Genomic DNA, 13,212 nt, shown 5'->3' on the forward strand with positions numbered 1-13,212 from the left:
CCGAGCCGGCGCGGGGGAGGAAGCCCGCGGTGACGGCCCCAGATGGTCAGGCCCTGATGTCGTTCCTGCCGACCTCCGCGGCCTCCGCCGAGATCTCCGTCCCGGCCGCCCCCGCGGGGCTGGAGGCCTCCGGTCCGGCGGGGGTGCCGCGGCCCCGGTCGCCCCGGAGCCGGAGGTAGAGCAGGGCCGCGCCGGTCACGACAAGTGGCCACACCAGGTAGACGCCCGTCATGATCAGCAGGAAGACCACCGCTCCGACGGTCACCACGGCGGCGTACCAGATCTTGCTGCGGCGGGGCAGCAGTCGCAGCGCCGCCGCGACGCCCACGGCGTACACCGTGACGAAGGAACCGGTGGTCAGCAGGACCAGCGGTCGGGGGCCGACCTCGGCGGCGAGCACCGCGAACAGCGCCAGGAAGGACAGCACCGCGTTGACCGTGAGGCTGCGCCGGGGCACCTCGCCCGCGACGCTCCCCCGGGTCAGCCAGGCGGGCAGCGCACCGTCGCGGCCGAGGGCCGCACCGAGCTTGGCCGCGCCGGCGTAGTAGGCGTTCATCGCGCCGAAGGTGAGCAGCAGCGCGGCGGCGGCGGCGAGCCACCGTGCGTCACCGCCGAGTGCGACGGCGAACAGCTCACCGAGCGGGGCGTCGGCGTCCGCGGCGGCAGCCCCGAGCACCGCGATGATCGCGAAGGCCACGGCGAGGTACAGCGCACCGACCACGATGACCGCGGCGGCGGTGGCCCTCGGCAGGTCCCGGGCCGGCCGGCGGAACTCGGCCGTCAGGTGGGTGATCGCCTCCCAGCCGACGAAGCTCCAGACCAGCAGCGCGGCGGCCGGGCCGATCGCCGTCCAGCCGTGCGGCGCGAACGGTTCGAGGTTGTCGGTCGAGGCGTGCGGCAGGGACAGGACCACCGCCAGGATCAGGAAGGCGACCAGGATGCCGGCCAGCGCGAGCTGCACCCGCCCGGCCAGTTGGACCCCGAAGAAGTTGGTGGTCGTAACGACGACCATGAGGAGGACAGCCGTGATCGCCACGGTCGTCCCGCCGCCGCCGACGGCCGCCTCGACGTACGCACCGCCGAAGAGCGCCGCGGCCGCGGCGCCCGGCGGTACCGCGAAGTAGAAGCACCAGCCGACGACCGCCGCGGCTCGCGGCCCGAAGGCCATCCGGGCGTACGTGGACACGCCACCCGCGTCGGGGTAGCGGGAGCCCAGCGCCGCGAAGGTCGCCGCGAGCGGCGCGGACACGACCACGAGCAGCAGCCACGCGAACAGTGATGCGGGGCCGGCGGCCTCGGCCGCCAGCGCGGGAAGTGCGATGACTCCGGTTCCCAGGACGGCGCCGACGTACAGGGCGGTGCCCTGCGCGACGGTCAGTCGACCGCCCGTCGCCGGCGCGGATGGTGTCTCAGCCATGAGATCACCATCGCTGGATTCGGCCAGGTGAAACAGATTGATTCGTGCCGGGGTGCGGTAGATTTCTGCCATGGGTGAGCACGTCGTCGCGGTGGCGGTTACCGAGAACCTGCCGATCTTCGAGCTGGCGGTGCCCCAGGAGGTGTTCGGCACCGACCGCCGGGACATCGCCGACCCGTGGTACGAGATGCGCCTGTGCGCGGCCGAGCCGGGCCCCCTGCGCGCCACCGGAGGGAGCTGGCTCAACCCGTCGTACGGCCTGGACGATCTCGTCGAGGCGGACACCGTCCTGGTGCCGGCGTGCGCGCGGGCGACGCAGGTCGACCCGCCCGCGGCCCTCGTCGAGGCGCTCCGGGTGGCGCACGCCCGGGGAAAGCGGATCGTGGGCATCTGCACCGGCGCGTACGTGATGGCGGCGGCCGGGCTGCTCGACGGCCGCCGGGCGACGACCCACTGGATGAACGCGCAGGACTTCGCGGCCCGGTTCCCGTTGGTCGACCTCGACCCGCGGGTGCTCTACGTGGACGAGGGCGACATCCTCACCTCCGCCGGCACGGCGGCCGCGATCGACCTGTGCCTGCACCTGGTGAAACGGGACCACGGCACGGCGATCGCCCACGAGGTCGCCCGCCGGATGGTCGTGCCGCCCCACCGGGCCGGTGAGCACACCCAGTACCCGCCGCCCCCGGTGCGGGGGGTGTCCCCCAACGACCTCGGTCCGGTGCTGGAGTGGGCCCGTGGCCGGCTCGACCGGCCGCTGACCGTCAACGACCTGGCCCGCGAGGCGAACATGAGCCCGCGGACCTTCGCCCGGCGGTTCCGCGAGACGCTCGGGACGACCCCCCTGCAGTGGTTGCTGGAGCAGCGGGTCCGTCTGGCGCAGGAGCTGCTGGAGACCACGGACGACCCGGTGGAGCGGATCGCCCACCGCACCGGCTTCGGCACCGGCGCGAACCTGCGCCAGCACTTCGGCCGGGTCAGCGGGGTGACCCCGCAGACCTACCGGCACGTGTTCCGGTACCGGGCCGCCGCCGCGGCGCAGCCCGCCGTCCGGCCCGTCCCGCTGGACGCGGCGGACCACCCGGCGATGGCGGTCGCGCCGTCCGGCCGCGCCGGCTGACGCGCGCACGACGGCGCCGCCCCCGGTCGGGGGCGGCGCCGTGGTGGAGACCCGGTCAGCAGAGCGCGGCGACGTTGCGCAGCAGCAGCGCCTCGGCCAGGCACACCCGGGCGAACTCGCCCAGGTGCAGGCTCTCGTTGGGTCCGTGCGCGTTCGTGTGAGGGTCCTCGACGCCGGTGACGAGGATGGCGGCGTCCGGGAACGCCTCCTGGAAGGTGGCGATGAACGGGATCGAACCGCCGACGCCGATGTCGACCGGCTCGGTGCCGTCCCAGGCGGCGCGGAACGCGGCCCGGGCGGCGTCGTGCCGGGGGCCGGAGGCGTCGATCCGGCAGGGAGCGCCGCCGCCCTCGTACCGGAAGCTCACCTCGGCCCCCCAGTCCACGTGGGCGCGCAGGTGCGCGCAGAGCGCCTCGTACGCCCGCCGCGGGTCGTCACCGGGCGCGAGGCGGACGCTCAGTTTCGCGGTGGCCTCGGGCACCAGGGCGTTGGCGGCCTCCCGGGTGGTGGGCGCGTCGACGCCGAGCACGTTGATCGCGGGGCGGGTCCAGATGCGGTCGACGAGGCGGCCGGTGCCGATCAGCCGTACGCCGTCGAGGACCCCGGCCTCCGCCCGTAGCCGCTCCTCGGGCAGGTCCAGCGGGGCGGCGGAGCCGGCGGCCAGACCGGCCACGGCGGGGTCGCCGGCGGCGTCGTGCAGAGTGCCCAGCAGTCGGGAGAGGACGGTCAGGGCGTCCGGCACCGGCCCGCCGAACATCCCCGAGTGCACCGCCTGGCGCAGCACCCGTACGCGTACGAAGCAGTTCATCACCCCGCGCAGCGATGTGGTGAGCGCGGGTACGCCGACGTCCCAGTTGCCGGAGTCGGCGATCACGATGACGTCGGCGTTCAGCCGTTCCCGGTGACCGGCGACGAGGTCGGGCAGGGACGCCGAGCCGTACTCCTCCTCGCCCTCGACGAAGACGACCACCGACACCGGCAGGTCGGGGCCGAAGGCGCGCAGCGCCGCGACGTGCGCCATCAGGCCGGCCTTGTCGTCGGCGGCCCCGCGGCCGTAGAGCCGCCCGTCGCGTTCGACCGGCTCGAACGGGTCGCTGTCCCACAGCCGCGGGTCGCCGGCGGGCTGGACGTCGTGGTGGGCGTAGAGCAGGACGGTGGGGGCCCCGGGCGGGCCGGCGCGGTGGCCGATGACGGCGGGCTGCCCGCCCGCCCGGACCACCTCGGCGGTGAGCCCGCAGCCGCGCAGCAGGTCGGCGACGGCGGTGGCGGAGTGTTCGAGGTGCTGGTGGTCGAAGCCGTCGTAGGCGACGCCGGGGATCCGGACGAGCCGTTCCAGGTCGGCGCGCGCGCCGGGGATCTCGCGGGCGACGGCCGCGCGCAGTTGCTCGTCGGTGGGCAGGGTGGCGGGGCTCGGGTGCGGCGCGGCGGGCGAGGGCATGGTGTGTCCTTTCTGGTTGCAGGACCGGGCGTCCCGGCGACGGCTGGCGTCGCCGGGTGCGGCGGATGGTGCGCGGCTTGGACGGCTGCCCGGGTCAGCCGGCGGCGTACTCCACGAGCTCGACCAGCAGGCCACCGGGTCGGCGCAGGTAGAGGAACTGCACCCGCATGCCGGGGCGGGCGCCCGGGTGGGGCCGGTCGTCGACGGGGACGAACCCCTCGTGGCGCAGTCGGGTCACCTCGGCGTCGAGGTCGTCGACGCGGAAGGCGATGTGGTAGAGGCCCGGCCCGCGGCTGGCCAGGTGCCGGGTCACGGCGGAGTCCGGTGCGGCCGGTGCGACGAGTTCGACGGCCGGCTGGCCGGGCTGCCGCGGGTCGCCCCAGAACTCGCAGCTGACCTGGTAGTCGGGGGCGGCACCGGCGTCGGTGCGGGACAGCCCGAGGGCGGCCAGGGGGCGGGCGAGGGCGGCGGGATCGTCGGTGGCGAGACCGACGTGGTCGATTCCGATGATCATGACGACGCCGATCCGACGCCCCGGGTGCAGGTCAGGTACCAGTAGTCGTCAAGCATCTTCACAAGCGACCGCTCGGGGCGTCCGAGCGTGTCGGCGAGCGCCCGCTCGTCGCCGGCCTCCGCCAGCAGCCGGGCCGCCCACTCACGCCCGAGCCGCAGGTGCGCGGCGTAACCGTCGCCGTCCCGGCGGCCGTGCAGGATCCGGGCGATCGCCTCGTCCCACGGCGGCAGCGCGGCCGGGCGCAGCGCGTACAGGAGCTTGCTGGCGGCGGTCGGGCCGAGCGACCGGCCGCGCGGTCCGGCGCCCACCCGGATTCCCGCCAGGTCCGCGAACGCCGCGCCCAGGGCCGGGATGCTCTCCTCCGGCAGGGCCACCAGCGTGGTGCCGGCGGGTGGCAGCCGGTCGCCCCACCGGCCCCACCATCCGGCGAGGCCGCTGTCGTACGGGTCCTCCTCCCCCGGGCGCGGGTAGCGCAGCCGGCAGCCCCAGGCGTTCAACCACACAAGCGTCGCGCGGCGGTGTCCGGGCACCGCCAGGTCGATCGCCGGAGCCGTCTGCTCCTGCAGGCGCAGCCAGGACCGGTCCGGGCCGGCGTCGCCGACGAAGCGGTCCACCGCCGCGCGGAGTTCCTTCACTGTGGGCGCGATGACATGCATGGATGTCGAGTCTAGGGACGCCGGCTTTTCGGGTCGAGGTTGTGGCCGTAGCGCTGCGGTTGATTTTCCGCGCCGCGGAATACCGCTTCCGCTTACGCCCGGAGCGGGCCGTTCCGGACAACGAACAATGCGGCGCCCGGCGCGCCGTACCGCGCTTTGAACGATGAGGGGGAATGCCCGTGCGGATCCGGCTGAATTCGACGCCGCTCCGTTGTGTGTCCTCGATCGCCACCGGTAGACCTGGGTCCCTCCGGCGTTATCCGTCGCCGGACGACATCCGGAAGGAACGAGATGAGTCCGAATCCAGTCCAGTTCGGAATTCAGGGCTTCGGGTACGCGTTCGGCGACGACCAGGAGGTGGCCCGGGTCGCCGGTGACTACGTCGACGACCCCGAGCGGGTGCTCCGGTGGGGCTACCACACCTTCCACCGGGCCCCGGAGGGGGTCACCGCGACGGACCTCGCCGCCGACGCCGCCCGCAAGGCCCTCGCCGAGGTCGACCTCGCCGCCGACGACGTGGACCTGATCGTGCTGGCCACCTCCGAGATGCCGGAGTACCCGCACTGGGACTCCTCGGCGGCGCTGGCCCGCAAGCTCGGCCGGGCCCGGGCGCAGACCCTGCTGCTCAACGAGGGGTGCGCGTCGGGCGTCACCGGGCTCGGCGTCGTCGCCGGCCTGATGGCCGTCCAGCCGGAACTCGACACGGTGCTGTTCGTCGCCGTCAACCGGGTCAGCGAGTTCCACCGCAACCGGATGAAGGTCAACAACGCGGTGCACAGCGACGGCGCGGTCGCCGCGGTGCTGCGCCGCGGTCACCCGCGCAACCGCTGGCTGGCCACCGACCAGTTCACCGACCCCGACCTGTGCGACTGGTTCCGTACCGACTACGGCGGCGCGGTGGCCCCGGTGCCCCCGCCCGGCTGGACCAGCCGGACCGCGCCGGCCGGGCACGAGCGGGTGCAGGCGCACTTCGCCAAGGACCCCCGGCGGCTGCGGGAGTTCGTCGACGTTCTCAACGCCCGCGTGGTGGACGTGATCGAGGGGGCGTGCCGGCGCGCCGGCATCGGCCGCGACGAGGTGGCCCACGTCATCTACATCAACGACAGCCCGGAGGCGATCGACGACATCGCCGCGCCCTTCGGCCTCCCGCGCGAGCGCACCAACGCGCCGCTCGCCGTGGCGCACGGCCACATGGGCGCCGCCGACCAGCTCGTCAGCCTCGGCCAGCACCTGGAACGCGCCGACCTCGCCGACGGCGACGTCGTGGCGCTGGCCGGCATCTCGATCGGGATGCGCTGGTACTGCACGCTGGTGCGGATCTGATGACCGCCGCGGAGCAGGCCGTCGCGCTGGCGGCCGACGAGCTGGACCTGTGGTCCGGGGTCCGCGAGGCGGTACGCGCCGGCCGGTACCCGGACCCCCGCGTACGCGCCCGGCTGGTGCGGGAACGCGACCCGGTGCTGCTGCGCCGGGTGGGCCGGTTGCTCGACCGGCCGGGACTGACCGGTGACGAGCTGCGCCCGATCCGGGTCGGTGTGCTCGCCCCGTTCACCGTGGGGCCGTTCACCGACCTGCTGCGGGCGAGCCTGGTCGCCGCCGGCCTCGCCCCGGCGCTGCGGGTGGCCGACTACGGATCGTTCGACCTGGCCCTGGCCACCGGCGAGTTCGGCGTGGGCGACCCGGAGCTGGTGGTGCTGCTGCTCGACGAGTCGGTGTTCCTGCCGGACCGGTGGTCCGCCGCCGACGTCGACGACTTCACCGGGCAGGTGCAGCGGCGGCTGGCGGACTTCTGCGCCGCGGTGTCGTCCGGGGCCGCCGGCACGACGGCGTCGCTGGTGCTGCACACGGTGCCGCTGCCGGCCGAGGTACGCGACACGTTCCTCGCGTGGCGGGACCGGGCCGCGGTGACCGCCCTGTGGCACCGGCTGAACGCGACCCTGCTGGAGCTGTCCCACAAGCACCCGCAGGTGCTCACGGTGGACCTGGTCGGCGCGCTGGCGGACACCCCGTCCGCGGTCCGCGACGACCGGCTGCACCGGTACGGCGACCTGCCGTACACCGACGCCGCGCTGGCCCGCCTGGCGCACGAAGTGCGGCGCGCCGCCCAGGCCCGGGCGGGGCTGTCCCGCAAGGTGCTGGCGCTGGACCTGGACAACACGCTGTGGGGCGGGGTGCTCGGCGAGGTCGGCGTCGAGGGGATCGCCCTCGGCGGGCTCTACCCGGGCAACGCCTACCGGCAGTTGCAACTGGCGGCGCAACGCCTCCGGGAGCAGGGCGTGATCCTGGTGCTGACAAGCAAGAACGACGCGGCCACGGTGACCGACGCGCTGACCGGGCACCCGGAGGTGCTGCTGCGGCCGGACGCGTTCTCCTACACGGCGGTCAACTGGTCGTCGAAGGCGGAGAACCTCCGGGAGGCGGCCACGCACCTGGGGCTGTCCACCGGCTCGGTGGTGTTCCTGGACGACTCGCCGTTCGAGCGCGGCCAGGTGGCCGGTGCGCTGCCGGAGGTGGCGGTCCTGCCCGCCGACGGCGACCCGGCCCGGCTGGTCCGCACCCTGCTCGAGCCGGGATGGTTCGACACGCTGGAGCTGACCGAAACCGACCGCCGCCGCCCGCAGATGTACCGGGGACGCGCGGACCGCAGCACCTTCTCCGCCGGTTTCGACTCGTCGCACGCCTACCTGCGGGCCCTCGACATCCAGCTCACCGTCGAGCCGGCCAACCGGTACACGGTGGCCCGGATCGCGCAGCTGGCCGCCCGCACCAACCAGTTCAACCTGACCGGCGTCCGGTTCGACCAGGCCGAGACGTCGGCGATGGCCGCCGACGACGGCCACCTGGTCGCGTCCTGCTCCGTCGTCGACCGCTTCGGCGACGAGGGCATCGTCGGCGCGCTGTGGGTGCGCCGTGGAGACCCGACGTGGGAGGTGCTCAACCTCGTCCTCAGCTGCCGGGTGCTGGGCCGGGGCGTCGAGCTGGCGATCGCCGGCTGGCTGGTCCGGCAGGCCCGCGCGGCGGGCGCGCGGGCGGTCGAGGGGCGCTACGTGCCGACGACGAAGAACGGCGCCGCCCGCGATTTCTGGACCACGTCCGGGTTCGCCGCGGTCACCGGGGAACGGTTCCGCCTCGACCTGGACGGCACCGAGGACCCCACCCCCGACTGGATCACCACGAAGGAGCAGTAGCTGCCGTGAACGAACGGGAAGAAATCGCCGACGGAGTACGCCGAATTGTCGCTGAGGTGCTCGACGAACCGGTCGGCGCACTGGACGAGAATCCGATTCTCGCCGCCCATGAATGGGACAGCCTCGCGTCCCTGGAAGCGCTGGCACAACTGGAGTCCGAATTCGCGGTGACTCTCGATCTCAGGTCGTTCCACGCGGCGCGGACGGTCGACGACATGGTCGATCTCGTGGCGCAGTCCCGTCCGGCCCCGACGCGGTGACCGAACAGCTCTCCCACCTGGAGGTTTCGTGCAATCCGACGAAGTGACCCTGCTGGCCGTCGGCGCCGGCCCGGCCAACCTGGCCCTGGCCGTCGCCCTGGAGGAACTCGCGCCCGAGGTCGCCGCCGACACGCTCGTCGTCGAGCAGTACGACAGCGTGGTCTGGCAGCGCGGGATGCTGCTGCCCTGGACGCAGAGCCAGGTCTCGTTCCTCAAGGACCTGGTGACCCTGCGCAACCCGCGCAGCGAGTACTCGTTCGTCAACTACCTGCACGCCGTGCACCGGCTCGACGACTTCATCAACCTCGGCAGCTTCACGCCGTACCGGCTGGAGATCTCGCACTACCTCGCCTGGGTGGCCGAGCACCTGCGGCAGGTCCGGATCGACTACGGCCGCCGGTGCGTGGGGGTCGAGCCGCTGCGCGACGAGCAGGGTGCGGTGGACCGCTGGTCGGTGTCGTTCGCCGACGGCAGCCGCGTCGTCTGCCGGGCGCTGGTGCTCGGCGCGGGCCGGGACGCGCACATCCCGGCGGAGTTCGCCGGCCTGGCCCGGGAGCGGGTCATCCACAGCACCGAGTACTCCTGGCGGGTCGAGGACCTCGATCCTTCGGCGGCGCACCGGATCGTGGTGGTCGGTGGGGCGCAGAGCGCCGCGGAGATGCTGTGGGCGACGCACGAGCGCTTCCCGCGGGCCACCTGCACGATGGTGATGCGCTCCATCGGGCTCAACTGCTACGAGAGCAGCAAGTTCACGAACGAGCTGTTCTACCCGTCGTTCGTGGACAAGTTCCACGCCGCCCGCCCGGAGGCCCGGGACCAGCTGCTGCGGGAGATGCACCGGACCAACTACTCCGGTCTCGCGCCGGCCACGCTGGACATGCTCTACCGGGAGATCTACCTGCAGCGGCTGACCGACCGGCAGCGTATCCGGATGGTCACGATGTCCGAGGTCGCCGAGGCGACGATGGACGGTGACGAGATCGTGCTGACCCTGGCCGACCGGCGCACCGGGGACAGCAGCGAGCTGCGCTGCGACATCGTCATGCTCGGCACCGGGTTCGTCCGCGGCATGCCGCGCTTCGTCCAGGACCTCGCGGCGTCGGTCGACGTCGGCGAGGTGACGGTCAACCGGGACTACCGGATGAACCTCCCGCCGCACGTCAACGCCGCCTGCTACCTGCAGGGCGTCAACGAAGGCACGCACGGCATCGCCGACTCGCTGCTCAGCGTCCTCGCGGCGCGCAGCGAGGAGATCGTCACCGATCTGCTCACCCACCTGCTCGGCACCACCGCCGAGCGACCGGCCGCGCTCGCCGCGCGCTGACCCCTGCGGAGGATCCCGATGGACATTCGCTCCCTCGACCGCGCCAACCTGAAGCTCGACAACAACCTGCGGGCCCAGCGGCTGATGCCGTGGCCGGTGGTCAACGCCCCGTTCGAGGGGTCCTGGTGTGTCGTCCCGCCCGGCGTCTCCTCGGGCGAGCACGGCCATCACGAGTACGAGATCTGGATCGCGATGACCGGCCGCGCCGAGATCATCAGCGACGGTGTCCGCAAGCCGTTCGCCGCCGGCGACGTCGTCTACCTGCCGCCGGGCAGCCGCCACCAGGTCGTCAACACGTCCGGAACGGAGTTCCAGATGTACGCCGTGTGGTGGGACGCGGACCTCGCCGAGCGGTTCTCGGCACGGCACGAGGAGGACGGCCGTGCCGGCTGACCCGCGGCGCCCGGCCGTCATCGTCGCCGCGACCCCGACCCCCAACGGCGACCTGCACCTGGGCCACCTCGCCGGGCCGTACCTGGCCGCCGACGTGTACGCCCGGCACCTGCGCTCCACCGGCCGGCCGGTCGTCTACACGACCTGCACCGACGACAGCCAGAGCTACGTGCTGGCCACCGCGCGGCGGCAGGGCGTGCCGCCGCAGCACCTCGCCGCCACCTCCACCGCGGCGATAGCGCGGTCGCTGGACGCGCTCGGGATCTCCACCGGCGGGCTGCCGCCGATCGGCGACACCTACCGGCGGACGGTCGTCGATTTCGTCTCCGCGCTGCACGCCGCCGGCCGGCTGCGGCGGCGCCGGGTCCGGCTGCCGTACGCCCGCAACGCCGGCGTCCACCTCTACGACGGCCTGCTCTCGGGTACCTGCCCGACCTGCCTGTCGGAGAGCTCCGGCGGGGCCTGCGAGGCGTGCGGGCACCCGAACACCTTCGACGAGCTGCTGGACGTCCGGTACAGCCTCGACCCGGACGATCCGGTGGAGCCGCGGGAGGTCGAGATCCTCGTCCTGCCCACGGAGGGCTACCGGGACCGGCTCACCGAGTACTACGCACGGCACACGCCCGGGTGGCGTCCGCACGCCCGGCAGCTCATCGCGGAACTGCTCGCCGGACCGCTCTCGGACATCCCGGTGACGGTGCCGGGAACCTGGGGGATCCCGGCGCCGTTCCCGGAGACGCCGGGGCAGATCCTCTACCCGTGGATCGAGGCGATGCCCGCCTCGATCTACAGCACCTGGTGGTCCCGGTCGCGGAGCACCGCCGCGGCGGACGAGGTCGACGCCCACTGGCGGGCCGCGACGGACACCGAGCTCGTCTACTTCCACGGCTACGACAACGTGTACCACTGGGGCCTGGTCGACCTGGTGATGCTGATGGCGCACGGCGACCGCTACGTGCTGCCCTCGGCGAACGTCTGCAACGAGTTCTACGAGCTGGCCGGCGCGAAGTTCTCCACCAGCCGCAACCACCTGGTACGGGGGCACGAGGTGCTCGCCGACGTGCCTCGGGATCTGCTGCGCTTCTACCTGGCGCTGACCGCCCCCGAGTACCAGCGCACCACGTTCGACCGGGCGGCGCTGCCGTCGATCGTGCAGAACCGGCTGGTCGACCCGTGGAACCGGCTGTCCCGCGCCCTCGACGGGGTGCTCGACGCCGCGGGCGTACCGGACCGGCTGCCCGCCAGCGCGGAGGGCCGGCGCCGTGCCACCACGATCGCCGACCGTTTCCGCACCTGGTACGAGCTGCCGGCGTTCAGCCTCGGGCAGCTCGCGGACACGCTCGGCACGCAGGTCGGGCGGCTCGCCGCCGAGGCGGAGTCGCTGGCCGGCACCGCCGGCGTCGGCGACCTCGTGGTACAGGTCCGCGCTCTGATCGCCGGCGCGGCCCCGTTGCTGATCGACACCGCCGCGATCGCCCACGGCGACGGGTGGGGCGGTCCGGATCCCGCCGCCGCACCGGAGACCGTCGCGGCGCTGCGCCTGCCGCCGCTGGCCGGAGTCGGCGCCCGGCGCGACCGACGCCTGCCGGTGTCGTGACCCGTACCCCACCCTGACCCGGAGAGCCTGATGAAACTGCTCACCATCGAGACCCAGCAGTACCTGTCCTACTACATCTCCCGCTACCGACAGGTCGAGGCGTTCGGTGTCGACCTGTACGTGCTCAACGGCGAGGGCACCCCCGACTTCTGGCCGCCGGAGCGGTACCGCCTGGTCGGCTCGAAGAAGATCGACGACATCATCGCGCAGGCCCGCCAGTGGCACGCCGAGGAGCACTTCGACGGCGTGATCACGTTCTCCGAGTCGGCCGTCATCACGGTCGCCGCGGTCGCCGAGGCCCTCGGCCTGCCCGGCATCCCGGTCGACGCGGCGGTCCGCAGCCGCAACAAGTACCTGATGCGGGAGGCTTACCGGCAGGCCGGGGTGCCCGTTCCCGGGTATCGCCTGGTCGAGTCGGTCGACGAGGCGCTCGCGGCCGGCGCCGCGTTCGGCTACCCGGTGATCCTGAAGCCGACGATGGGCGCCGGCAGCCACTTCGTCTTCCGGATCGACGATCCCGGCGAGATGGCGCGGCGGTACGCGCAGGCCGCCGCGGGGATCCGCGACATGTTCTGGGCGACCTCCGAGGCCGACGGGATCGACCTCGGCCCGCAGGGCCTGCTCGTCGAGTCGTTCCTGGCCGGACGTGAGTACCTGATCGAGGCGCTGGCCTGGGACGACGAGCTGTACCTCGGCTCGGTCGTCGACCGGGTCACCGTCGAGGGGAGCACGTTCGACGACGACGTCCACCACGCGCCCACGTCCCTGCCCCCGGAGGACCTGGCGAAGGTGCACCGGGTGGTGGCCGACGCCGCCCGGGCCCAGGGCCTGCACCGCAGCGTCATGCACGCCGAGGTGCGGTTCCACAACGGCGAGCCGCACCTGCTGGAGATCGCCGCCCGGGTGGGCGGCGGCGGGCTGGACCTGATCGCCCGGTTGACCGCCGGGTACGACCCCATCCGTGCGGTCGTCGACGTGGGACGCGGCGTCAAGCCGGTGGTGCGGCACTACCGGCCGACCGGCACCCACATCGCCGCGATGTGCCTCATCTGCGACGAGGGCGTCGTCGAGCGGGTGGACGTGCCGCCGGAGGTCAGCGGATCCGACAAGGTCTTCCTGTTGAAGATCACGGCGAGGCCGGGAGACCTGATCCGCCGGCCGCCCAACGGCAACACCATCCTCGGCTTCCTCGGCACCACCGGCAGCTCCGAGGAGGAGGCCATGTCCACCATGAACGACTTCGCCTCCCGGATCGACGTCCAGTTCGCCCGCTGACTCCGCGGCGCCGTCCGCCGGGTCCGCAGC

At 73.4% G+C, this 13,212-nt stretch carries 12 protein-coding genes; 8 read left to right on the top strand and 4 right to left on the bottom strand.

Annotated features, from left to right (window positions below; translation table 11 throughout):
• Positions 1 to 46: 46 nt before the first annotated feature.
• Positions 47 to 1,417: an APC family permease gene (locus tag ABTW87_RS25675; RefSeq protein ID WP_350653523.1), complete on the bottom strand. Its 1,371-nt coding sequence runs from the start codon at positions 1,415 to 1,417 to the stop codon at positions 47 to 49.
• Between the two features lie 70 nt (positions 1,418 to 1,487).
• On the opposite strand from ABTW87_RS25675, the gene ABTW87_RS25680 reads away from it, so the two are divergent.
• On the top strand, positions 1,488 to 2,537 hold the full coding sequence (locus ABTW87_RS25680; RefSeq protein WP_350653524.1) for a GlxA family transcriptional regulator: 1,050 nt from the start codon (positions 1,488 to 1,490) through the stop codon (positions 2,535 to 2,537).
• 55 nt (positions 2,538 to 2,592) lie between these two features.
• Here the strand turns inward: ABTW87_RS25680 and ABTW87_RS25685 are convergent, their stop codons facing one another.
• From ABTW87_RS25685 to ABTW87_RS25695, 3 genes are all read right to left on the bottom strand, one after another.
• Positions 2,593 to 3,975, bottom strand: a complete 1,383-nt coding sequence (locus ABTW87_RS25685; RefSeq protein WP_350653525.1) for a dipeptidase — start codon at positions 3,973 to 3,975, stop codon at positions 2,593 to 2,595.
• A 94-nt stretch (positions 3,976 to 4,069) separates the two neighbouring features.
• Positions 4,070 to 4,489: a VOC family protein gene (locus ABTW87_RS25690; RefSeq protein WP_350653526.1), complete on the bottom strand. Its 420-nt coding sequence runs from the start codon at positions 4,487 to 4,489 to the stop codon at positions 4,070 to 4,072.
• Positions 4,486 to 5,145, bottom strand: a complete 660-nt coding sequence (locus tag ABTW87_RS25695) for a hypothetical protein (RefSeq protein WP_350653527.1) — start codon at positions 5,143 to 5,145, stop codon at positions 4,486 to 4,488. Before ABTW87_RS25695 ends, ABTW87_RS25690 begins: the two co-directional genes overlap by 4 nt.
• Positions 5,146 to 5,436: 291 nt before the next feature.
• Here ABTW87_RS25695 and ABTW87_RS25700 point away from each other — a divergent pair, with 291 nt between their 5' ends.
• From ABTW87_RS25700 to ABTW87_RS25730, 7 genes are read left to right on the top strand one after another with little or no spacing between them, the layout of a single operon-like run.
• On the top strand, positions 5,437 to 6,468 hold the full coding sequence (locus ABTW87_RS25700; protein WP_350653528.1) for a 3-oxoacyl-[acyl-carrier-protein] synthase III C-terminal domain-containing protein: 1,032 nt from the start codon (positions 5,437 to 5,439) through the stop codon (positions 6,466 to 6,468).
• Positions 6,468 to 8,333: an HAD-IIIC family phosphatase gene (locus tag ABTW87_RS25705; RefSeq protein WP_350653529.1), complete on the top strand. Its 1,866-nt coding sequence runs from the start codon at positions 6,468 to 6,470 to the stop codon at positions 8,331 to 8,333. The genes ABTW87_RS25700 and ABTW87_RS25705 overlap by 1 nt, the downstream gene beginning before the upstream one ends.
• 5 nt (positions 8,334 to 8,338) lie before the next feature.
• Complete coding sequence (locus ABTW87_RS25710) at positions 8,339 to 8,593, top strand: acyl carrier protein (protein ID WP_350653530.1); 255 nt, start codon at positions 8,339 to 8,341, stop codon at positions 8,591 to 8,593.
• A 28-nt stretch (positions 8,594 to 8,621) separates the two neighbouring features.
• Positions 8,622 to 9,917: a lysine N(6)-hydroxylase/L-ornithine N(5)-oxygenase family protein gene (locus ABTW87_RS25715; protein WP_350653531.1), complete on the top strand. Its 1,296-nt coding sequence runs from the start codon at positions 8,622 to 8,624 to the stop codon at positions 9,915 to 9,917.
• An 18-nt stretch (positions 9,918 to 9,935) separates the two neighbouring features.
• Complete coding sequence (locus ABTW87_RS25720) at positions 9,936 to 10,310, top strand: cupin domain-containing protein (protein ID WP_350653533.1); 375 nt, start codon at positions 9,936 to 9,938, stop codon at positions 10,308 to 10,310.
• Complete coding sequence (locus ABTW87_RS25725) at positions 10,300 to 11,907, top strand: class I tRNA ligase family protein (RefSeq protein WP_350653534.1); 1,608 nt, start codon at positions 10,300 to 10,302, stop codon at positions 11,905 to 11,907. The genes ABTW87_RS25720 and ABTW87_RS25725 overlap by 11 nt, the downstream gene beginning before the upstream one ends.
• Positions 11,908 to 11,937: 30 nt before the next feature.
• A complete protein-coding gene (locus tag ABTW87_RS25730) occupies positions 11,938 to 13,182 on the top strand; it encodes an ATP-grasp domain-containing protein (protein WP_350653536.1) in 1,245 nt (414 codons plus the stop codon).
• Positions 13,183 to 13,212 lie beyond the last annotated feature (30 nt).

It is taken from the genome of Micromonospora sp. NPDC126480 (assembly GCF_040302465.1).
In the GTDB taxonomy this organism is placed as follows: Bacteria; Actinomycetota; Actinomycetes; order Mycobacteriales; family Micromonosporaceae; genus Micromonospora.

Coding starts and splice junctions, on each gene's coding strand:
- ABTW87_RS25720 (WP_350653533.1), top strand. CDS start 9,936: ATGGACATTCGCTCCCTCGACCGCGCCAACCTGAAGCTCGACAACAAC.
- ABTW87_RS25680 (WP_350653524.1), top strand. CDS start 1,488: ATGGGTGAGCACGTCGTCGCGGTGGCGGTTACCGAGAACCTGCCGATC.
- ABTW87_RS25700 (WP_350653528.1), top strand. CDS start 5,437: ATGAGTCCGAATCCAGTCCAGTTCGGAATTCAGGGCTTCGGGTACGCG.
- ABTW87_RS25690 (WP_350653526.1), bottom strand. CDS start 4,489: ATGATCATCGGAATCGACCACGTCGGTCTCGCCACCGACGATCCCGCC.
- ABTW87_RS25675 (WP_350653523.1), bottom strand. CDS start 1,417: ATGGCTGAGACACCATCCGCGCCGGCGACGGGCGGTCGACTGACCGTC.
- ABTW87_RS25695 (WP_350653527.1), bottom strand. CDS start 5,145: ATGCATGTCATCGCGCCCACAGTGAAGGAACTCCGCGCGGCGGTGGAC.
- ABTW87_RS25730 (WP_350653536.1), top strand. CDS start 11,938: ATGAAACTGCTCACCATCGAGACCCAGCAGTACCTGTCCTACTACATC.
- ABTW87_RS25705 (WP_350653529.1), top strand. CDS start 6,468: ATGACCGCCGCGGAGCAGGCCGTCGCGCTGGCGGCCGACGAGCTGGAC.
- ABTW87_RS25685 (WP_350653525.1), bottom strand. CDS start 3,975: ATGCCCTCGCCCGCCGCGCCGCACCCGAGCCCCGCCACCCTGCCCACC.